The organism is Streptomyces sp. NBC_01450 (assembly GCF_036227505.1).
Lineage (GTDB): Bacteria > Actinomycetota > Actinomycetes > Streptomycetales > Streptomycetaceae > Streptomyces.
This window is the reverse complement of the sequence record NZ_CP109480.1, coordinates 299,011-318,973: the sequence shown is the minus strand read 5'-3', so window position 1 is coordinate 318,973 and position 19,963 is coordinate 299,011. Positions and strand designations below refer to the sequence as shown.

The following is a 19,963-nucleotide window of genomic DNA, read 5'->3' as shown; positions in this document are numbered from 1 at the left end:
GCCGGCGCTCGGCGACATCGCACCTGAGCGGGTATACGTGTCGCGCGTCAAAATTTCCTGGCAGGGCCGCTGGGCCAGATGGTGAAGAAGAATCTGGAGCAGAAGTACCAGGCGGAGGTCGCCGACCTGTCCTAAGCCCTGGGAGACCTGTGCCAAGTCCCGGGCGAGTCCGCAGTGATACCTCTTCGGCTTACTTGGATTCGACTCGTCCGAGCGGGTCGGGCCCCGCCGTGAGTGCGTCACGCGTCTTCTGCCAAGCGGAATCCCCGGGGTAGAGCTCGGTGCGGAGGTAGGCCCAGGTGAGCCGCTGGACCATAGTTACTCGCTCGGGGTTCTCGTCCGTGGTCTCGGCGACGTCGTATCCAGAGACCCCGCCGAGCCCGTGCTCTGCGTCGAAGAGGGTGAGCAGGGACTTGGGGCCAGGGGAGAGGAAGTAGGGATCGGTGTGCCAGTCCGGGCCCCGAACCGTGAGGTGGGCGGAGGCATCCTTGTCACCGGCGACCACGAGCGTGGGCGTCTTCATCTCGGAGAAGTCCGTGGTCAAGAAGAAGGAATAGTTCGCGGCCGCGAAATCGCTGAGGGCATTGCCGCCTCTGCCGGGCGCGGCAAGCAGCACACCCGCCTTGATGCGGGGCTCGGCCAGGTGCACTTCGGTTCCGTCGTGCGGATCGGTGAGCCTGGCGCCCAGCAGCAGGCTCGCGGTGTGCCCGCCCATCGAGTGCCCGGCTACGGCGACCTTGCTTCGGTCCAGGCGCCCGAGGAGTTGGGGGACGGCGGCCTCGATCACGTCCAGCTGGTCGAGGATGTGCTTCATGTCCTCGGCGCGTGATCGCCAGTACAGAGGCGCCCCAGGGGTATCGGGATCCAGGGTCAGCGTCCTCGAGCTCAGATGGGTGGGCTGGATCACGACGAAGCCGTGCGCTGCCCAGGAGTTGGCGAGGGGAGCGTAGCCGTTCAGCGAGGAGAGGTTGTTCGAGAGGCCCTGACCGTGCGAGAGCAGGATGACCGGCAGGTCGCCCCCGGTCAGGGGTACGGAGACTCGCACCTGCAGATCCACGGCTCGGCCGGGAACTGACAGCACTACCGGACTGACCGAGAGGACTGGAGTGGGCGGGCTGAAGGTGTCGGCTGGGTAAGTTGATTCACTCATGATGCGTATTTCCCTTCAACGGCCTCTGCTGTCGGTCTCATTCGGCCGACGGCGGGGGAGGCGGTCAGGAGCGTGCGGCTAAGGCTGCGCTGAAGCGGAGCGCCGTTCCGATTAATATACGGAACGATGTTCCGTTTCGTCAACGGCCGCTGGAACGAGGGTGTGGTGCTTACTGCAGCCAATCCGGGGAGGGGGAAGGGCTCCACAGAGCCCCGCCGCGAGCCGGTGACCGCCAAAGCCGTCACGGTGGGCGACCGGTGGCTGGTCAGCGAATACGCGATCGATCGGCCCCCGTCATGCTGAAGGCGCTGGCTCGAGGCCCAGTGTCACGCGCGCCCGCGCACTGGGTCCCAAGATGAGAACCCAAGCTCAGCTTGCGCAGGTCTGGCCTCCTATGGCGTCACGAGCTTGGAGAAGTGCCCGAGTGGGTCTGGCAGCAGACCGAGCTTCGCGTGCTGATCCTGGCGAACAACGGGCTCACCGCGCTCCCACCAGGGATCGGGCGACTGCATCGACTGACGACCCTGGACCTTGGACACAACGCGCTCACATCGGTACCCGACGAACTGGGGCAGGCAGTTCGTGCGGGAGGTGAGCCATGCGCGGGGCGTCAGTGGTGTCGTCGGCCGGGCCCAGACGCAGGGCGTGCCGGAGCTGGCACCAGGACGTCCCTGCCGCAGCGGGGGCACATCGACGTTCCCACGGTTCAGTGCGTCGTACATCGAGCCGTGCCCGCGCCGACGCACTGCGTCCCGGCGACATCCAGGGCCGGGACGACGCTCTGGGCCAGGACGTTGGAGGGGCATGCGCCAGACTGTCGCTATGAGCATCACGCGACGCCGACTCGGCACGGGCCCGACCGCCACCAGCAGCACGCCGCCCGCGGAGGAGTCGCCACGGCTTCTGCCCGTCGAACGAGTGGACCTCGGGGGACTTCTGGAGGCTCCCCAGCCGAGCGATCCGGATCCGGAGGTGACGCGGTTGCACCGACGGCCGCTTCGCTCTCCTGCTGTGGAGGACTGACCGACGACTGCCTCGGATGCCTCAGACCACGCCTACGGGGCCGGATGCCTGTAGATCTGCGCGTCCCAACATGTCGGCAAGACGCGTGCCGGTTCGGGCTGCTGCGATTCGACGTGCTCGCAGCTGGGCTCGGGTGCGGGGACGGAACTTGGGTTCCTTGCCGCAGCCGCACGGTTCGCGGCCCTCGTAACGCAGTCCGGCGTCGAGAACCGCAGCCACGACCGTCCATGCCTTGGTGTCACGGCGCCGCGGTGTCGCGAAGTCGTGACCGGCACGGACCAGCGGCCCTGAGCATCGAGGGCATCGGTGCTCGCCGGGCCTGGGGTGCCGCTTGAACGCGACGCGGCAGGGCACGCACGCGTAATGCAGCTTGTAGGGCTTCTCGGCGTAGTAGCACACGAGGTGAACGTACCCGGCAGAGCGGGCGAGGCTTACACCAACCTGATCCCGAGCGTGTGGCGGATGTCCGAGCTGGGCCTCAGGCCGCAAGCAGTGGGAGAGCTACCCGTTACCCGTTGCCCTTGTCCGAATTCCTCGTCCGTCAGTCGCCCCGCAGGAGTGATGCTCGGAACTGCTCGGTGTCAGCGAGAAACTGCCGTCGGGAAGGGGTGCTGCGGGTGAACACCGCCTCACGGCAGATCCCCACCGCTTCGTCGAGGAGCGGCAATGCCTCACCTCGACGCCCAAGGGCGTCGAGGGCTACGGCCACGTTGTACAGGGCGGTCGCGGCCGGCGGGTAGGGGGCTGAGCGCTCAGCGGCCAGTCGGCGCCGGAGGTGCAGTATCTCCCTGCTTATCTGCAGAGCCTTGTCGTCGAAGTCCAGTTCGAAGAGACGGTCGAGCAGAGGGTGCAGCAACTCGGCGAGGGAGACGAGGTCTGGGCGCGGGATCTGCCAGCCTCGGCAGAGTGCGACAGCTTCCGCGGCTGCGACGAGTCCCTCCTCGCGATGACCGGACTTTGCCAGCTGGTCGGAGTATTTTGCGAGGCCAGTCGCGAGCTGCGGGCGGCGACCTGGGCCGAGTGCCGCCTCCGCGCGGCGCAGCGCGACGGACTCCGACGCGCTGACGATGCCTTCTGCCTGCCGCCGCACCTGCAGCAGCATCCGGGCTTGGGTACTCAGGGCAGTTGCCAGGCGCAGCCGGTGGACGGCGGGGCGGGCGGACGCCAGGACACGGAAGTGGCGGACAGCTTCATCCGCTGCCGGGAGGGCTTCCTGGTGCCGGCCGAGTTCAGCCAGTTTGTTCGCGTTGTTGTTGAGGGCCATGGCGAAGTGCTCGGTGTGCAGGGCTGCGTTCTGGTCGGCCAGGATGCGGAAGTGCTCCAGTGCCTCCGTGCTGACTGCCAGCGCCTCGGTGTCCTGGTGAGCGAGGGAGAGCCGGTGGGCGAGGTTGTTCAGTGCCTGCGCGAGCGGCAGCCGGTGGCGTTCGGGATCGGTTTCCGACAAGGCCCGGTAGCAGGCGACGGCCTCTTCTGCCGTTTCCGTGGCGTGTGCGGCATGCCTCAGCGCACCAAGGCGCAGGGAGTGACCGTGCAGTGCTGCGGCAAGTTCCGGCCGATGGCTGTCCCCTTGCTCCTGTACCAACTCACGTTGTACTGCGAGGGCTTCGGCTGCTGCCTGTTCTGCGTCCACCCACTCCCGGGTGTTGGCGAGTTGGGCCGCCAGGGTGCGCAACGCGGTGCCGAGAGCGGGCAGATGGGCGCCGCGATTCTCCTCGGCCAGCGCCCGGAAGCGGTCCACGGCTTCTGCCGCTGCCGTTCGGGCCTCCGGATAGCGCCCCACGTTTTTCAGCCGGGTGGCCAGTGAATGCAGGCAGATGGCCAAGTCGGCCCGATGGCCCCCTCCGTTGGCGTCGGCCAGACCACGGAAAATCCCCGTTGCCTCCTCGGCCGACGCCACTGCCTCGGGGTGGCGGCCCAGCTGGCCGAGCCGGTGGCTGAGAGACAGGAGTGACCTGCCGAGCTCGGGGCCATGCGTGGCAGGGTTGGCTGCGGCGAGCGTCCGGTAGTAGCCCAGGGCTTTGACAGCCGTCTCGTGAGCCTCCCCATGGGCGCCGGTCGCGGCCAACCGCACGGACAGCACCGACAACGAGGAGGCGTAGGCGGCCTGATGGAGTTCAGGGTCCGTCTTGGCCAGCCGACGCCGAATGCCCACCAGCTCCTGGAGGGTGCTCAGCGCCTCCTGGTGCTTTCCCGCCTTACTGAGCTGACTGGAGAGCGTGTTCAGGGCGCGGGTGAAGTCGGCGAGATAAGCATCCGCGTCGCGGTCCGCCAGGGACCGGTAGAGGCTGGTGGATTCGCGGGCCGCGGCCAGGCCCTCCTCCCAGCGTCCCACTCCTCCGTAGCTGTTGGCGAGATTGTTCAGCGCAGCGGCGAGATTGGGGAGGTGTTCGTCGCGGTCAGCGGCCACGAGCTCGCGGCGCAGCGCGACGGCCTCGAGGACGGCCTCCAGCGCCTCATGCCTCCGACCTGCCTCGGCCAACCGGACGGCAAGCAGGCCGAGAGAGAACGAGCGCCGCATCTTGCCGTCAGCTCGCGCGCTGGACGGGGCGACCGACCGCTCGGCGGCGATCAAAGCGATCCCGCGCACTGTGCCGTGTGCCAACGGCAGTTCGTGTGCCAGTCGGTCCAGCGGGAGCGGTGAGGTCTCCGCGGCCGCCAGTGCCTCGAGCGGCTGGATGAAGGGGCCGTTGTGGGTGAGTGACGACTGCAGCGCCGGCTGCCAGATGTCCGGCCGCTCGGTGAGCATCGCGCGAGCCAGCCGTCCGGCGCTCTCGTTGTCCTGCTGCCAGGCACGGGTGACCGTGACGCAGGAGTTGAGCAGTTCGGCCTGGTCGGCCACGGCCAGACAGCGACTACGCAGCGCCGTGTCGTGGCCGAAGGTGTGCAGGACCAGATACTCGGCGAGGAGGTCGGGCTGGAGAAACAGCTCTCCGCCCGGATCAGGGGTGGGGATGAGAGTCGTGATGATGTCAGCGACTTGCGCGCGGCGGTACGCCCACGCGGCTCCCGCCAGAGGCCCGACGCTCTCCAGGACGTACGGAACACGATCGGGTACCGGCGCCAGATAGCTGACGCAGGCGGCGGACGCACTGATCACTTCGGGCTCGAGCGGCGTACCGAACTTCTTGCGGTGCGTGCGCCGCCAGTAGCGCAGCTCATGCTTGAGGATCTTGGCATACAACTCATCGGGGGTACGGGGAAGTTCACCGGGTGAGCGCCGAGCGGTCAGCCAGCCGAGCATCACCAGGTCCAGAGTGCCCCAGGAGCCGCCGCCATGGCGCTCGGGCGGCTGCGCAGTGGACACGGCGGGTACCCCCGCGAACGCGCTGAGGGCGGCCTGGAAGATGCTCTTGGGACGGGGAGGCTGCGACGTGACCTCAAGGGGGGTGTGCCGCTGCTCCGCCCGGCCGATCCGCTCCTCCACGATGTCGTCCTCCCACCACGGTCCCGCACTCCGCGCGGTGAGCAGGACGCAGGTGGGCGCAGTCCGCTCAAGGAGCGCATCGAGGAGAGCGGTCACCTCCTCGGTTCTGCGGTCGTCTGCGTAATCGACCACGACGAGCAACGGGGATACCACCCGGGCCAGCCACCCCACCGAGTCGGCCCGGGTGTTGCGCTCGAGGAAGCCGGTGTACCAGCCCGACTGCGCCAGCCGGGCTGCCTGCTCGGCGGCGATCCTCGTCTTGCCCACGCCCCCGGCCCCGTACAGGAGGAAGATTTCGCTTCGATGCTCGCTGCCGGGTCGTTCGCCGGCGGCGCGGCACCAGGCCGTCAGCCGGTCCAGCTCGGCACGGTGCTGAAAGGGCACCACTCCGTAGCGCGCCCAGATCTGGCGGAGCGGCCCCTCATCGTCCGAGGCGCGGTCGGGGCTCAGATACGGCTCGCGCAGCACCGGCAGCGCCGGCCAGCCGGGAACGGGGAAGATACGGTCCGGCTCATGGCCCAGGCCTATGTCGACACCCAGTTGCCAGCCCCGCGTGCGCAGCATGCGGGCACCCTCCAGGACGGCCGCGTCCCAGCCCCGGTCCGCTTCGCCCCGGCGGTACCCGGCGGCCAGCAGCGCCACGTCCACGGCGACGAAGTCGCCCATCTCATCCTCGCCGGCCGCCAGTCGGTCGATCAGGACGGCGGGAGCAGCCCCCACCTCGTACACCACGTCTGTCAGCGGACAGTCTTCCGGATCGTCCGTCAGGCGCAGCACCACGACCGCGTGGGAAGCGTCGCCCGGAGCCACCGGATCAAGCACCGCCACCAGAGGATGCAGGCCCGCATCGAGACAGCCGCTCGCAAAAGCCACGGCGATGTCCAGGCAGGTGCCGTGGCCGGGGCGCAGCAGCACCTCGTCGGGAGTACGGATGCGCTGCCGCCCCCGAGCGGTTTCCGAAGGCGCGACCGCATAGCTGATGCACCGCTCGGCGAAGGCCTCGTACAACTGTCTCGCCCGGTGTTCCACTGATGCCGCAGAGGGACCGGGCGCGGCCCTCAGCAGTCGGCTGACCACGCCACGCTGCGTGTATCTGGCCAGGTCGGCAGGGGCCGTACCGCGTTCCCACAGAGGCCACGGACGTACGCTCACTCTTCGGGTTCCACCACGCCCACAACGGACCGAAAGGTGACGCGCCCCGCGACCGGGACGCGCACCGCCTGGACAGTCAGCTCGTAAGTGCCCGTCGGCAGTGGTGACAGGACGGTCTCCCACCCGTCGCCGGTCTCCTTCCACTCGGTGATGCGGTATCCACCCGTGGGGCCGCGCAGCTCGGCATGGATACGGGTGGCCGCGTCCCGCTCCGCCCCGAGCAGCCGTACCCGCAGAGACGGCGTGGTCCCCGTGATCAGCACGTCGTCGAGGTCCACCCCGAGCCAGGGACTCTGTGGGGTGTCACCGAGCACGGCACTGAGGGAAGGGCTGGTAATCATGGCGAGGATCTCCAGTGCCTCCGGTGCGGAGGCGAGCGCAAGATGCTTGACCGGCACTGCACGCCATGCGTTGCGGTCGCTGTCCGCCTCCACTGGAATTGCGGAGATGGCGGGCACCGTGCCGTCACCGCCCCAGCCGGGGTTGGGCAGCCAGTCGGGATCTTTGTCGCCGACCTCAAGACGATCGCCCACGACAGCGGCCCGGTGCAGGGTGCCGTGTCCGCGCGCGAACACCGCAGTGACCTTCGGCAGTGCGATCCCGGGTTCGGGGCGCGACCAGAACTCCCGGATCTCCTCGTGCAGTGTGAAGGCGGCCTTCGCCCGTGCGGAAAAGCCAGGCGCCCGTGCCGTGACGGCGGGGCCCAGTTCGTAGGGGTAAAGCGGTGTTCCTCCGGGCTGGGCGATCATGCGGTACCGGGGCACCAGATCGTAGACCGACTGCCACTCCCGCAGCACCGCGCTTGCCCTGCCGAACGGCGCCCCGCCGCCCAGCATGCCGTTGACCAGCCAGTCCAGCGCCTTTGGTGCGCCCCGGTGCGGGGTGCCCAGAGTGATCAGCGCCGCACAACGGTCCGCGCCACCGAGCGGCCCCAGCCAGTACCTGGCCACCAGACCGCCCATGGAGTGGCCGATCACCACGACACGTCCCGCCTTCTCCCGCTCGGTGCCGCACATGGCGGCGAGCCGGTCCTCGATCTCGGTGCGCAGCCGCTCGGCGGCGCTGCGCACCCCGAGCCGGAAATCGTAGGGGAACAGCAGCAGATCAGCCCGGGTGTCGGCGAGCGCGGTCGGCCGGTCGGCGGTGTCCACCCGGGCGCCGAAGGCCTTGCTGATCTGCTTGATGAGACCGGCATATCCAGGCAGTGCCAGCGGGCCCGCAAAGCCGATACGGGGAACGAGCCCGACCGGTATGAGCGACGGATGCTCCGCGACGCCGAGGCGCTTGGGGTTGAGCACAGCGGTGGCTGCGATGTCTTTCACACGCGCGTCCCACACCGTGTGCGGGGAGCCCGCATCCGACTCGGCCAGAACACTGCCACCGATGCCAGGGACGATCACCACCAGATGACGAAGCCTGTCCACCGTCACCCCCTCCAACTCACGTTTTGACAAGGGAGACTGTCGCCATGTCGGAAAAGTTTCCGATCAAGGGAAAATACTGGTCCACCTCTATGGGAGCACCCGTACAGCGGCAAAGCCCGATGTTTTGGTACACGTCACCTGGAGGTGGAGCCGCCCTGCCCTCAGGGGTGGCCGCCTGAACGGCGCGTATACGGTGAGGTCGAGGAAGCCGGCGACGGGCCGGGGGTTGCGGTGGGTTGAGGCAGGTCCGTGCCCGCGTCGAGCAGATCCTCTTGGTGGCGGCCTCAGTGCTGGATCAGGCCGCCGACCGGGACGGGAGCGACGTGGCCGGTTGCCGGATGGGTCTGTGCCAGGGCGATTCCGATGTCGACCAGCGATGACCGGCGCAGCCCGGCGACGTCGGGGATCGGAGTCCAGACCGACTCGGCGGTTTCGCCGTTCGGCTCAGGCCGAAGTTGGCCGCTGGTGATACGGACTTGGTAGAAGATGCCAACATTCTGGTGTTCCGGTCCGCCGGGGATGGTGCGTTCGGCCGCGGGGATCACCCTTGAATCCACGCCCAGCAGGCGTTCGACCACCGCCTCGCAGCCGGTCTCCTCAGCGACCTCCCGGATCACCGCATCGAACGGATCCTCCGCGTGCTCGACCCTGCCGCCCGGAAGGGTCCAGTTGGTCTCGCCCTTCGGCGGTACGTGACGGGCGAGCAGCACCCGCCCGTCCTCGACGCACACGGCGTACGCCGCCAGACGGAGACTCATTCCCGCACCTCCCACTGGGCGCTGTCCCAACGTCCAAGATCCACATGCCCCGGAACTGCAAGTATGTTGATTCGCCGCGGATGTGACACCCCGGGGTCTATCGGTAAGCCCGGCTATCGGAACTGAGAAATTGGAGCTCCGAAGCCCGCCCGGGATCGGGCGGAGCTCAACGGGCCCATCGTCGGACCCGCACTGGCTCTCAGACCCGGCTGGCTTTTGGACGCCGCGCAAGGAAAACGAACTCCTTGCCTGGCCGGTCGGGCGCGTCACGAATGTCCTCCACCACATAGCCCTGTGCGACCAGCTGGGCTTCGACCTCCAGCCGCTCACGGAAGCGCAAGGTTGAATCCGACGTCAGCGTCTGCCCGTCTGCGCCGAACACGTAGGTCCATCGGAATGTCACCAGCGGCCAACTCACCTCGATCAACTGGACCCAGCTCTCGACCGCGCCGACGCCCGGGATCTCCGTAACGCCGTAGGAAGTCTCGCGGTTCCACTCTTCCCAGGCTCGCCTGGCCGGATCGCGGGTCTCGAACACCAGATGTCCGCCGGGACGCAGTGCTTCATAGGCGCCCCGCAGGGTCTCCTTCCACGCCTGCGGGTCGACGACGGCCTGGGCGACGTTCGCCGTCATGGTCGCCAGATCAACCCGCAGCGACGGAAGTACCGCCGCATCACCGCAGATCCAGCGCACTCGCTCGCTGCCCGGCTTTCCCCGGGCCACATGGATGGACGCGGACGCGGGATCGACACCGATGACCTCGATCCCGCGGTCAGCCAGCAGAAGGGCGAACACACCTGTCCCACATCCAATGTCCAGTACCCGGCGCGCTTTGAACTCCTCCGTCATCCGCACGTAGGCATCGAGATCGGTGCGATCGGGGTCGAGCGGGTCGTAGATCGCGGCGAGCCGTGGATGCCGGAAGCACTCGTCAGCCATGCTGCCGAAGTTATGCGGAGCGGAGGCTGTACGACCAGTCAATATCGCTGCGGAGCAGCTGTGTTGATCAATGACCGCTCACGACGGCCCGGGGCGCGGCTCACGCTGCTGAGAAGCGCCGACAGGCAATTGGCCGCTGAACACTGGCTGCTGTCGAAGCACCGGCCGTACGGATCCCCGGGCGTCTGGTGCTCGCGTTGACCGGCAGCGCGGACCCGTGGGCAGTCGACGTGTTCCTCGGCCAGGTCCTTGACGGCGGTCCGGATATCTGCGACCCGCATGGACGCCGGTATTACGCGCTGGGGTCCGCCAGCATGCGCACGATGTGGCACCAGACAGCGGAGAAATGGCGGCGGCGCTGGACGTGGATGTCCTCGGCCGTGGGACACACCTGGGAGTACCGCGGATGGACGCCGTAGAGCCCGTGCCGCAGGGGCGCGTCTCGTACTGGGTGGTGCCCATGTCGTCGGCCCGCCACGCCGTGTGCGCCGCTCGCCGTCGCCAGGCTGATCGCAGCTGGCGACCACAGGATTACCGTGGGACGACAGGGGTGACCGCACAGCGACCCCCTCGCGATTTCGGTCACGCACCGACGCAGTCATCGGCGTCGGTCCCAAGCGGATCGGTACACGCACGAACAGGTCCGCTCGGCGGTAGCCGCCTCCTTGACGACCGTCGTCGCGTGGGGGGAGTTTCGGGACCGAACATCTGGTGGTGATCCGGTCGAGTGCTGTCCCCACCACGGCGCCGGCCACGGCTTCAAGCCGGCCTCGGCGCAAGGCTCACAGATCCGCAGCCCTGCCGCCGTCGGGCCGACGCCGTAATTCGGGCTGCCGATCACTCCAATGCCGCCTTCTCTCCCGGCTCTTCCCTCGGGATGGCCGGGAGAGAAGGCGCGGTCCCGCCCAGGCGTCAGCACACGGGCCAGGCCAGGGGTGGGGCCTCCGCCCGGGGCTGGAGCGATCACTGCCGTACGATGCCCAGGTCCTGCGCGGCATCCACACCCGGCTCAAGCGGGTGTGCTCTATGCGGTGCCGTCCTTGTAGACGGGGCGGTAGTCGGTGCTACCGCTGACTTTGACAACCCACACGCGGACCGGGGTGTCTTCCTTGATGTTGCCGCTCAACCAGTCCGAGCAGTACGGAGAGGCATGCCCGCGGGTGCTGATTGTGCGGTCGATATCCCCGTCACGGTTGATGTCGAGCCGGACCTCGATGCCCCACCCATCCGCCGAGACATCGCAGGCGGCTATGGAGCCGCCGGGCGCATCGGGGCCGCCCTGGGCGATCGGGTCGGGCCCCGGGTCGTAGTTCCAGTACCCGTATCCGCCGCCTTCGTAGGCGCCGTAACTCCAGTACGCCGCGTACGCGGAGTTCGCGGTCGCGAACGCCAGATCGAACACACACGGTGTGACGCAGGCAGCCCGCGTCTTGGCCAGTCTCACGCGTCATCCCCTTCCCGCGCCGGCCGGGTCCGCCCCTGTTTCCATCCGCAAAAGGCCGCCCGCGCCCGGCTCCTGTTGATCGCAACAGGCCAGCGCATTGGCGATCTTCGCGGTCAATGCGTTTGTCGTAGTGGTGACTGTCTGGTGTGCAGCATGGCGACGGGCCCGAAGCGCAGTTCTGCGTATCCTCGTGCAACCGTCGAACCGCCTTCCACGGTGGCGTCGGCAGGCCCGTGACGGATGGTCAGGGAAATCCGGGGAGGGGCGAAGGCCATCGCCTCGTGGTGATGGACATAGGGATCCGGTAGTGGCCTCCGCGATCCGCTCGTCAGTCTGATTCTCGGTCCGGCCGTCGACCAGCGAGCTGATCGAGGCCCGGCAGTGGCTGACGGTCTTCCGCTTCCCCGCCCAGATGCCCGGTCCCAACCCGGCCGAGGGCGTGCGGGTACATCTGAAGAACAGCCTGGGCAACCTCGCCCGTGCGGCATCGAGGGACTCGCCGCACTGGCCTGCACCCGCCTGAAACGGGTGCAGTACCAGCTCGGACTGCTCGGCGATTTCATCGCGGAGACCGGATGTATCCCGACCTCACCACGATGACCCCGATCCGAAAACCTCAGTAGCCTGCCTGGCGGTGGCCAACCGCTGCTCGGCCAAGGCGGAAAGAGAGATCCGGAATAGTGGTGGTCATCATGCCTGGGTAACCCGCAGATGTCGTCGTTCGGCCAACTCCTCCGCGCTGACCACGGTCAGAACCGGGGTACCCGGCTGCGCGAACATGGTCACCACCAGCTCCGACTGCGCGTCCGGAAGGTTGTTGCCGCCCTGGTAGTGGATCACGTCGCCCCCGGGTTCGAACACGGCGTCACCGGCCTTGAGCACCCGGGGCAGTTGCCCCTCCAGCTCGAAGAGGATCTCGCCCTGGGTCACGTAGCCGAACAGCGGACCGGGGTGCCGGTGCGGCGGTGCGCCCAGGTCACCGGGCGGCAGGGTGATCCGGATGGTCCTGGCCTCGGCGCCAGCCGGGATCCGGGACGCCGCCTCCGGCAGGATCGTGATCAACTCAACGCCTGGGGGCAGGTGTGCGTGCTCAGCGCTCATGTATTCCTCCAAACAGGGACTCTTCACAGTGAGGACAAGGCGGCATCCCCGTTTGTGACAGCCCTGCGCGGCGCACCTGCCCAGAGTCGCGCCGGGGATCCGGTCGCCCGAGTGGGTGGGCGCGCTGAGCTCGCTCGTCCGGTGCCAGGTGTTCACCGCCATCCTGAGGATGTGGTGTCAGCGGCATGAGTGGTTTCCGCGATGGCCGCTGCGTGGCGGACCGGGTTGTCCGCTCGACCTCCAGCGGCCGGGCGGGACGACGAAGGCAGTGCAGAAAACCGGAGATCGGCGAGGGATACTCATAGGGTCCCCGTATGACGGACGAGAACGAGCAGGCCCTGCAGGCGGCCATAGACGGAGAGTTGCGGCTGCTCGATCCCGAGGTGCGCGCGTCACCAGCCCAGGTCTCGAAGCCGCTGGATCCAGATCTCACCGAGATCGGAGCGTCGGGCCGCTGGTGGGACGCGAAGTCGGCCCTCACGGTGACGAGTTCTGGGACGGTGACCCCGAAATCTCCGGTCAAGGTCAGCAAGATGTCAGGGGTCGTCCTTGCGTGAGTCATCGTTCGCTTGACCTACCACACAGACAACCACGGGCGCCGTGCTCGGGCGGAGCGCCGCGTCAGCCCCGCTTGTCCCGCCTGAGGTCGAATGCGCCAGCCCGGTCACCGCACACTCACCCGTCCCCAAGTGTGTTGCCGCGCAGGCCCCTGGTCCTCCAAGCTCGGCCCATGCAGATCACCAGCAGCGACGGAGTTCGGATCGCCTTCGAGACCGTGGGCTGCGGACCGCCACTGGTGCTGGTGCACGGATTCTTCGGAGAACGGAGAACGGAGAACGTGGCGCTCAGCCAGCCATGTTGACGCTCTCGCCGACAGCTATCGCCTTGTCCTTATCCACGCCCGTGGTCAAGGCGGGAGCGGCGCACCTCACGACATCGACAGCTACCGAATAGACCGTCAAGCCGATGATGTCATTGCTGTACTCGACGAGCTCAGCATTTCTCGGACGGCCTTCTGGGGAGCCTCGATGGGCGGCATCATCGGCCTCAACCTGCTGGCTCGCCACCCTGAGCGGCTCACCGGTCCGATCGCTGGGGCGCTCAGCATGAGACCGAGCTGTTCCGCACTCAGGGAATCGCACCGTTCATCGACATGCTGGAGCGTCAGGGCCCCCTCCCGGGGTGGATGCGTACGGCGATTCTCGCTGCCGACCCGCATGCGCCGGCAGCGCTGACCGCCGCTCTCGAAGCCCGCGATGGTGTCCTGGACGCGCTCGCTCATGTCCCTGTGCCGGTGCTTCTCCTCGCCGGCGAACGCGACCCTGGGCTCCCGGCCATCCAGGACACGGCCGATCAGACCTTGAGGGCCACGTTCGTTGAACCGCCTGGCTGTGGACACTTCGACACGTTTCCACGAATTGATCTCACCTTGCCGATCGTCCTTCCGTTCCTTGACCGCTGTGTCGATGGTTGAGAGTGTCGGGACTTGGCCACATTGGTTCGGCCTTCTTCGTCCAGCTGCCAGTACGGCGCCCTTAGCGGGTGAGATGCCGGGGCATCATGGCGATGAGTGCCCAGTTCAGGTGCGCTTCGGAGTGCTGCGGCCGACGCTCGTAGTCGCGTGCGTCGCGGCGGCCGCTCATGCACCAGCCGACTCTCCGCTCGGCTTTCCAGCGGTGGGGCAGGACGACGAAGCCTGTTGCGCCAGCGGCAGTCCGAGCGTGTCGACACTCCTGGACTCCACCCGCTTACAGGAAAGCTTTCACTCCGCCTCAAGGGCGGTCCACTCCAACGTCTGGTCGGGCAGCTTCTCCATATTGCGGCTTCCGTCCGTGCTCTCCAGGACGATGAACCCGTGATGCCGGTAGAACTCGCGTGCGTCGGTGTTCAGTTGGAACACATGCAGGACGAGCCGGCCTGGGCTGTTCCGCTTCACCTGGTCCAGGAGCAGTGTGCCGACACCCTGTCGGCGGACGTCCGGTCGCAAATACAGGTGTTCGAGAAGATTTCCGTCGAGGGCGGTGTAGCCGAGCAACTTCCCACTCCGCACTGCCACCAAGTGCGATAGCCTTTCACTAAAACCTCCTCGGCCCATTGAGTCACTTGCTCATGGTTGCGTATCTGGGGTGGAAGATATGGCATGGAGACCGCTCGCGATGTCATATGAATATGGGCGATCTCCGCTGCATCTGTGACTTTCGCGGCTCGAATCCTCACCGGCTCCTCAGTATTCACACGCGCTACCCTATCGGCCCGGACGACTCCAGAACCTGGGACGGATCTTGTCGAGTCGGAAAGGCTGGAGGGGCGGCTGGATATGTAGGGATACTGCTGCGTGCCTCGCGGTCTGGCCGGCGTCGTGCGCCGAGGTCGGATGCCGCGGCTTCCCGGATTGCGGACGCCGCCGACAGGAGGCACGGTGGGCTGGGGACTGTCTGTGCGAGGCAGAAGGCGTACGGCGTGTCACTGATGTGGGCCCGCTTTGTCTTCACCGCGAAGCAAGTTTTGTGAGCCCGGAATTGACGAGCACGGTCACCGCCGAACGAGAGGTTCATAGACCCGCCCAGGAGGCGGTGACCGACGCCAGATCGTCCGTTCCGGGCAGGCCCGTGGAGGTGTGGCAGAGTGCACGAGATGGACTCAGCGGACGGGGTCGGACCCAAGATGCTGGCGGACGTCAAGCCGCCGTTCATTCCCGAGGGTGCTTCGGGGATGACCGTCCTCGTCGAGTGGCCTCCCAGTCACCCCGGGACTCCTCCGCACCGCCACTCGGGGCCGTGCTTCGGCTACGTGATCGAGGGCGAGGTCCGATGGGAGCTCGAGGGTGAGCCGGAGCGCGTGATCAAGGCCGGTGACACATTCTGGGAGCCGGGCGGTGACGTGATCCACTACCAGAACGGCAATGCCCTGTCGGACGCGCCGGCCAAGTACATCGTGTTCATGATGTGCGCGCCAGGCCAGCCGATGCTCACGCTGGTCGACGAGGAAGAACTGAAGGATCGGGCCCACCTGCGCGCCCCGCGGCCCTCCGCAGGCTGACCCGCGTGCTCGATATGGAGAGACGGAGCCCGGGGCCCTGATCTGGGATGCTGTTGGTTAATTCGGGCCTGGTTGCTTCGCCCCGTCGTTATGCGGCGGGGCGGAGTGCTGTCAGGGGGGCTGGTGCGGGTGCGGGCTCTTGGTGTGCCGGTGAGCCAGGCATTGATGCGGATGAGGTTGACGGCGGCGCCGGTGAGCTGGTGCTGGAGACTGGTCTTCGCCAGGCCGCGGTAGCGGGTTCTGCGCAGGCCGCAGGCGTTCACTGCTTGGGAGATGGTGCCTTCAACGCCGGCACGGATCTTATAGCGGTCCTTCCACCCGTCGGTCGCCTGGAGCTTTCGCGCCTGCTGGAGTGCTTCATATTCGTCGCGGGGTCGGAGGTTGATCTCCCGCCGCCGAGGCTTGGCGGAGTTGACGCATTCCCGCAGCTGGGGACAGGTGCCGCAGTCGGCCGGAGAGAACCGGACCCGGATGGTCGGCAGTCCCTCCTCGGAGTTGCGCTGGGCCCATTGCGTACTGACAACGCCGTTCGGGCAGGTCACGTGCTGGTTGTCCCAGTCGATGGTGAACGCGTCCTGGCCGAAGGCGGCATCGCCGCGGGCGTGCGGCACGGTCACCGCTTTCAGCGGTCCGTGCAGGTCGACCCGATGGTCACGGCCGGCCGTCACCAAGGCGCCACCGTTGGCATAGCCGGTATCCACCCAGTGCTCGCCCGGCAGCAGATCCCGCCGGGCGAGTTCTGCGTGGACCGGGGCGGCCATCCGGTCGTCAGAGACACTGCCCAGGGTGGTCACCACGCCCGTGACCAGATGCGGGGTGTCGTCCTCACACGTCTCGGTGAGGTGGACCTTGTAACCGTCCCAGTTGATGTCGCGCTTTCCGCCGGTGCGAACTTCCAGGTCATAGGGGGTCACCAGGCGCATCAGGCCCGGTGGCCGGTCTTTTGGGTCCCGGCGGGCCACCTCCCCGTCAACCAGGTGGAAGTACTGCACCCACACCTGCCGCAGCACCTCGACTTCCGGCAGTTCCCGCAGGCCCGGTGGCGCGTCCTGGGCCCAGACGTTCCGCAGCAGGTGCATGCCGTCGTCGCCGACCCGCCGATACGTCTGGTCCCGGCGAGACCGGTCCTTGGGGAAACGGGAGTCCTCGGCCCGGGTGGCGTAGTGCTTGAACCATTCCGGCCGGGCGCACGCGCTCAGCCGGCCCGGCTCGGCCAGAGCTACGGCATTCAGCGCGGAGCGCAGGGTTTCCGCGACCAGTTCCAGCTGGTTCAGCTCGCGCACCGCGGACAGCACGTGGGTGGAGTCGGTCCGTGCCCGGCCCCGGGCGGTGATCAGTCCCTGTCGCCGGGCGGCCGCCAGGACCGTGTCCAGGATCTCCCGGCCGCCGTCGGCTCCGACGAGCCGGTCCCGGAACTCCGAGAGCACCGAGTAGTCGAATCCGGCATCGGCCAACTCCAGCCCGAGCGCGTACTTCCAGTCGATACGAGCCCTCACCGCCTCCGCGGCCTGCCGGTCGGTCAGCGCCTCCACGAACTGCAACACCAGCACCATCGCCAGTCGCCCCGGTGACCAAGCCGGTTTCCCCCGCGCAGGAAACAGGCCGGCGAACTGCTCGTCGCTGAACAACGACCCCAGTTCGTCCCGCACCCGGATCGCCAGGCTCCCTTTTGGGAACGCGGCCCGCGCCACCCGCACCGTCTCCGCCGGGATCTCCCCAGACCCCTTCGGCTGCATCGACATCCGCACCCACCCCATACGACAACGTCGGCCTTCAAGACCACAACCGGGTCTTGAAGGCCGACGTCACGCACAGGCCCGAATTAACCAACAGCATCCCTGATCTGGGTCCCGGGCTCCGTCGTGTGGCTGACGAGCCGGAGGTCAGCTCCGCCGGCCACCCGACTGGACGGCTTGGTGCGGGGCCGGAGCCGACGCGCTTCCCACCTTCACCACTTGGCGGGACGCCACCCGCGGAGGGGCGTGCCGAACCCATGAAGCCCCGTCATCTGTGGGTCGTCTGCGCGGTTCGCAGTCCTGGCATCGCGTCCTGTGCACGGGGTGTGCGGCGGAACAGGCCAAGGATGCCTACAGCCAGCGTCCACGCCAGGATGGGAAACGCCGCGACCCGCTCTATTCCTCCCATGCCGAGCCCTAGATAGTGATGTGAGAGAAAGAGTCCGAAGGCCGTGATCGCCGTGAGCCCCAGCAGGCGGGTCGCCCAGCGCAGCGAACGCGGAACCTCGTCCACCAGGCCGACTCCCGCCAGCAGAAGACCGATGCTGCCCGTTCCCATGATGAGCAGGGCACCCAGGACATGCTGGTTCTCGTGGACATCCGAGGGCGCCATCCCGGCCAATACGAATCCCGCGCCAGCACCTGCCAACAGGAACCGGGCCACGGTCGCGGCCGAGCCCCTGCGCCAGAGAACACCGGTCAGAGCAGTACCGATGACCAGCAATATCCCCAGAGCGACGAACGAGGCGTTCATCAGGTTGTGTTCGGGCGAACAGACAAACCGTGGTTCGGGTTCCAACTGCATGGCGCAGTGAGCGTTGCCTAAGTCACTGATGTTGTTCCGCGCCCAACCCCCACGTGCTTCCCGTGCGCACAGCGGATCACGCGGCGCCGACCTCCGGCACTCCGACAAGCCCCCGGAACGGGGTAGGGCACGCCCTACGCATGGCCGTGCCAAGGCTTGATCGGGTCCTTAAGAAGGTGGGGCCTTCACCCAAGGCCGGGTAGTTAGGGTTTTCGCAGGTCACGCAAGGGGAGTTGGCGAGTTTCCGACGTAGAGCAACGGGGCTCGTTGGTACAGGCAGTCGTCCAAGACAGCTTGTCCCGAAGGAGCTCCGTTGCTCGATCATTGTGTCCTGCCGCCGCCGTTGGCGACTATCACCCGAACGGTCACGGTGGCTGCGGGCCGGTTCGCGCCCGGTCATCTGGGGGAACTGACGGCGATCGTGCCGTTCGAGCTCGTCGACGCGGTCCTGTCGGAGACGAGGACGGTGCAGCGGCGGCTGCGTGATCTGCCCTCGCGGGTGGGGGTCTACTTTCTGCTCGTGATGTGCTTGTTCCCCGAGGTCGGCTACCGGCTCGTCTGGGACAAGCTGACGGCCGGCCTGTCCGGGATTCCTGTGGTCTGCCCGACCGCGAAGGCGTTACGTGACCTGCGCCGGCGACTCGGCAGCGCGCCGGTTCGGGCGTTGTTCGACGTACTGGCCGGGCCGTTGGCAAGGCCGACGACGCCGGGAGTGCGGTTCGGGCCCTACCGGACGGTGTCATTCGACGGCTGCAGTTCGCAGAGGGTCTTCGACTCCGATCGGAACCGGGCCTGGCTGGGGAGAACGTCTCATCACGGCTATCCGACGCTGGAGTTGATGACGCTGGTCGAGACCGGCACCCGGGCCCTGATCGGTGCGGTGTTCGGCCCGACGGCCGAGGGCGAGACGAGCTACGCCGGCCGCCTGCTGCACCTTCTGAGGCCGGACATGCTGGTGCTCTGGGACAAGGGGTTCGACGGCAACGCCTTCCTCTCCGCCGTCACCACCACCGGCGCCCAGTTCCTCGGACGGCTCCGCAGCAACCGGCGCACACCGGCTCTCACCCGTCTCGTCGACGGCTCCTATCTGTCAGTCATCGGCACCGTGCGGGTGCGGGTCATCGATGCGCAGATCACCGTGACCTGCACCGACGGCACTGTCTTCACCGGCTCCTACCGGTTGGCCACCACCCTGACGGACGCCCGCCGCTTCCCGGCGGCCGTGTTGGTGGATCTCTACCATCAGCGGTGGGAGCACGAATCGGCGTATTACGCGCTCCGCCACACGATCATGAACGGCCGCCTTTTGCGCTCGGGTGACCCCATCGGCATCGAGCAGGAGATGTGGTCGCTCCTCACGCTCTACCAGGCACTGCGGACCGTTATGGTCGACGCCGCCGAGTCCGTCCCCGGCACAGACCCCGACCGCTGCGGCTTCACTATCGCCCTCCAAGCCGCCCGTGATCAGGTCATCCAGGCCGCCGACGTCGTCACCACGACCGTCGAACCGGTCGGTCTCATCGGACGCCGGATCCTGTCAGGCCTGCTCCCACCCCGGCGGCAGCGGGTGAGTACCCGCAAGGTCAAAGCACCGACCTCCCGCTACAACGGGCGATGCGACAACGACGGCCGGCCCGATGCCAGCCGCACCGTCACCGACCTCGACGTCACCATCCTCGAACCCTCCGATCCGCTGCCCGCACTGCCGACCGCCTCCCGGGATGATCGGCACACCGCCCCCGGCAAGCGACGCCGACACCGAATCCTGACCCTGCTTGAGGAAGACCCCACCCGCCTCTGGCAACCCCGCGACATCGCGGCTCACTTCGGCGACGTCACCCTGGAAACCATGTACAGACAACTGAACCGCTGGGCCACCAGCGGACTCATCCACAAGCTCGGCCCCGGCCTCTACGCCGCCACAGCATGGTCACCAACTCCCCTTGCGTGACCTGCGAAAACCCTAA

At 67.5% G+C, this 19,963-nt stretch carries 16 protein-coding genes and 1 pseudogene; 7 read left to right on the top strand and 10 right to left on the bottom strand.

From position 1 onward, the window contains the following. Positions 1 to 190 precede the first annotated feature (190 nt). Positions 191 to 1,150 carry an alpha/beta hydrolase family protein gene (locus OG568_RS01485; protein WP_329529923.1) on the bottom strand — a complete coding sequence of 320 codons (960 nt, stop codon included), beginning with the start codon at positions 1,148 to 1,150 and terminating at the stop codon, positions 191 to 193. 126 nt (positions 1,151 to 1,276) lie between these two features. Here OG568_RS01485 and OG568_RS01480 point away from each other — a divergent pair, with 126 nt between their 5' ends. Both OG568_RS01480 and OG568_RS61190 read left to right on the top strand, forming a co-directional pair. Continuing rightward, on the top strand, positions 1,277 to 1,453 hold the full coding sequence (locus OG568_RS01480) for a hypothetical protein (protein WP_329529922.1): 177 nt from the start codon (positions 1,277 to 1,279) through the stop codon (positions 1,451 to 1,453). 113 nt (positions 1,454 to 1,566) lie between these two features. Beyond that, positions 1,567 to 2,508 (top strand): leucine-rich repeat domain-containing protein, encoded by a 942-nt coding sequence (locus tag OG568_RS61190; protein WP_443077513.1) that lies wholly within the window; start codon positions 1,567 to 1,569, stop codon positions 2,506 to 2,508. Positions 2,509 to 2,714: 206 nt separating this feature from the next. Here the strand turns inward: OG568_RS61190 and OG568_RS01470 are convergent, their stop codons facing one another. From OG568_RS01470 to OG568_RS01445, 6 genes are all read right to left on the bottom strand, one after another. Continuing rightward, a complete protein-coding gene (locus OG568_RS01470) occupies positions 2,715 to 6,749 on the bottom strand; it encodes a tetratricopeptide repeat protein (RefSeq protein WP_329529921.1) in 4,035 nt (1,344 codons plus the stop codon). Then, positions 6,746 to 8,173, bottom strand: coding sequence for a PGAP1-like alpha/beta domain-containing protein (locus OG568_RS01465; protein WP_329529920.1), 1,428 nt, complete (start codon positions 8,171 to 8,173; stop codon positions 6,746 to 6,748). The genes OG568_RS01470 and OG568_RS01465 overlap by 4 nt, the downstream gene beginning before the upstream one ends. 284 nt (positions 8,174 to 8,457) lie before the next feature. Then, positions 8,458 to 8,931 (bottom strand): NUDIX hydrolase, encoded by a 474-nt coding sequence (locus tag OG568_RS01460; protein WP_329529919.1) that lies wholly within the window; start codon positions 8,929 to 8,931, stop codon positions 8,458 to 8,460. Positions 8,932 to 9,130: 199 nt separating this feature from the next. Next, the gene (locus tag OG568_RS01455) at positions 9,131 to 9,871 is read right to left on the bottom strand and encodes a class I SAM-dependent methyltransferase (RefSeq protein ID WP_329529918.1); all 741 of its coding nucleotides are present in this window, start codon (positions 9,869 to 9,871) and stop codon (positions 9,131 to 9,133) included. Between the two features lie 1,024 nt (positions 9,872 to 10,895). Further along, a complete protein-coding gene (locus OG568_RS01450) occupies positions 10,896 to 11,315 on the bottom strand; it encodes a hypothetical protein (protein WP_329529917.1) in 420 nt (139 codons plus the stop codon). 690 nt (positions 11,316 to 12,005) lie between these two features. Next, positions 12,006 to 12,416 (bottom strand): cupin domain-containing protein, encoded by a 411-nt coding sequence (locus OG568_RS01445; RefSeq protein ID WP_329529916.1) that lies wholly within the window; start codon positions 12,414 to 12,416, stop codon positions 12,006 to 12,008. A gap of 314 nt (positions 12,417 to 12,730) precedes the next feature. Between OG568_RS01445 and OG568_RS01440 the strand changes: the two genes are divergently transcribed. From OG568_RS01440 to OG568_RS01435, 3 genes are all read left to right on the top strand, one after another. Then, entirely contained in the window at positions 12,731 to 12,973 is a 243-nt protein-coding gene (locus tag OG568_RS01440) for a hypothetical protein (RefSeq protein WP_329529915.1), read from the top strand. Positions 12,974 to 13,066: 93 nt separating this feature from the next. Next, the gene (locus tag OG568_RS61185) at positions 13,067 to 13,651 is read left to right on the top strand and encodes an alpha/beta fold hydrolase (protein WP_443077512.1); all 585 of its coding nucleotides are present in this window, start codon (positions 13,067 to 13,069) and stop codon (positions 13,649 to 13,651) included. After that, a complete protein-coding gene (locus OG568_RS01435) occupies positions 13,570 to 13,890 on the top strand; it encodes an alpha/beta fold hydrolase (RefSeq protein ID WP_329529914.1) in 321 nt (106 codons plus the stop codon). Before OG568_RS61185 ends, OG568_RS01435 begins: the two co-directional genes overlap by 82 nt. A gap of 288 nt (positions 13,891 to 14,178) precedes the next feature. On the opposite strand, the gene OG568_RS01430 is transcribed toward OG568_RS01435, so the two are convergent. Further along, positions 14,179 to 14,472, bottom strand: coding sequence for a GNAT family N-acetyltransferase (locus tag OG568_RS01430; protein WP_329536229.1), 294 nt, complete (start codon positions 14,470 to 14,472; stop codon positions 14,179 to 14,181). A 578-nt stretch (positions 14,473 to 15,050) separates the two neighbouring features. Here OG568_RS01430 and OG568_RS01425 point away from each other — a divergent pair. Next, entirely contained in the window at positions 15,051 to 15,455 is a 405-nt protein-coding gene (locus OG568_RS01425) for a cupin domain-containing protein (protein ID WP_329529913.1), read from the top strand. Positions 15,456 to 15,541: 86 nt separating this feature from the next. On the opposite strand, the pseudogene OG568_RS01420 reads toward OG568_RS01425, so the two are convergent. Together OG568_RS01420 and OG568_RS01415 are read right to left on the bottom strand one after the other, a co-directional pair. Next, positions 15,542 to 17,197, bottom strand: a pseudogene (locus OG568_RS01420) (IS1182 family transposase); the annotation flags it as partial. A gap of 262 nt (positions 17,198 to 17,459) precedes the next feature. After that, a complete protein-coding gene (locus tag OG568_RS01415) occupies positions 17,460 to 18,104 on the bottom strand; it encodes a DUF998 domain-containing protein (protein WP_329529912.1) in 645 nt (214 codons plus the stop codon). 205 nt (positions 18,105 to 18,309) lie between these two features. Here OG568_RS01415 and OG568_RS01410 point away from each other — a divergent pair, with 205 nt between their 5' ends. Beyond that, the gene (locus OG568_RS01410) at positions 18,310 to 19,947 is read left to right on the top strand and encodes a transposase domain-containing protein (protein WP_329529911.1); all 1,638 of its coding nucleotides are present in this window, start codon (positions 18,310 to 18,312) and stop codon (positions 19,945 to 19,947) included. The last annotated feature ends 16 nt before the right edge of the window (positions 19,948 to 19,963 follow it).

Bases quoted from the DNA above. Each gene is read 5' to 3' on its own strand.
- OG568_RS01425 (WP_329529913.1), top strand. From the start codon at position 15,051: ATGGACTCAGCGGACGGGGTCGGACCCAAGATGCTGGCGGACGTCAAG.
- OG568_RS01445 (WP_329529916.1), bottom strand. From the start codon at position 12,416: ATGAGCGCTGAGCACGCACACCTGCCCCCAGGCGTTGAGTTGATCACG.
- OG568_RS01440 (WP_329529915.1), top strand. From the start codon at position 12,731: ATGACGGACGAGAACGAGCAGGCCCTGCAGGCGGCCATAGACGGAGAG.
- OG568_RS01485 (WP_329529923.1), bottom strand. From the start codon at position 1,150: ATGAGTGAATCAACTTACCCAGCCGACACCTTCAGCCCGCCCACTCCA.
- OG568_RS01455 (WP_329529918.1), bottom strand. From the start codon at position 9,871: ATGGCTGACGAGTGCTTCCGGCATCCACGGCTCGCCGCGATCTACGAC.
- OG568_RS01435 (WP_329529914.1), top strand. From the start codon at position 13,570: ATGCTGGAGCGTCAGGGCCCCCTCCCGGGGTGGATGCGTACGGCGATT.
- OG568_RS01480 (WP_329529922.1), top strand. From the start codon at position 1,277: ATGTTCCGTTTCGTCAACGGCCGCTGGAACGAGGGTGTGGTGCTTACT.
- OG568_RS61185 (WP_443077512.1), top strand. From the start codon at position 13,067: ATGCGCCAGCCCGGTCACCGCACACTCACCCGTCCCCAAGTGTGTTGC.
- OG568_RS01460 (WP_329529919.1), bottom strand. From the start codon at position 8,931: ATGAGTCTCCGTCTGGCGGCGTACGCCGTGTGCGTCGAGGACGGGCGG.